Source organism: Pseudonocardia sp. EV170527-09 (assembly GCF_008369905.1).
Classification (GTDB): Bacteria; Actinomycetota; Actinomycetes; order Mycobacteriales; family Pseudonocardiaceae; genus Pseudonocardia.
This window is the reverse complement of the sequence record NZ_VRMC01000371.1, coordinates 1-378: the sequence shown is the minus strand read 5'-3', so window position 1 is coordinate 378 and position 378 is coordinate 1. Positions and strand designations below refer to the sequence as shown.

Here is a 378-nt window from a genome sequence, read left to right as displayed (position 1 = left end):
CTGGTCCTCGAGCCCGAGCCGCGGCTGTTCCTGTGCTTCGCCTGCGACGAGCACGCCAACCAGCTCGACGCGCCCCGCCCACTGCTCGCCCGCGACGCCCAGGAACGCGCCGCCCGCCGACACCGCGCACAGACCGCCCGCGCAGACGCCCCGGCGACGCCGCTGGCCCGCGGCCGCGAGGCGATCGAGCTCCACGCCCGCGCGCTGGCCTGGGCCGCCCGCCACACCCCCGCACCCGAGCACCGCGAGGACCCACCACCGCGGCCGCCGGCGCCGCAGCGGCCGGCTGGCCGAGCGGGCCAGCGCGGCCCGGCACCGGTGGCGCGCGATGGGCTGCTGGAGGAGCAGATGCGCGACTACCAGCAGGCCGCCGACCTC

1 pseudogene is annotated in these 378 nt (G+C 79.9%); it reads left to right on the top strand.

Going from position 1 to position 378, the window contains the following annotated elements:
• Positions 1-378: pseudogene (locus FVA95_RS31225) on the top strand (hypothetical protein); the annotation flags it as partial.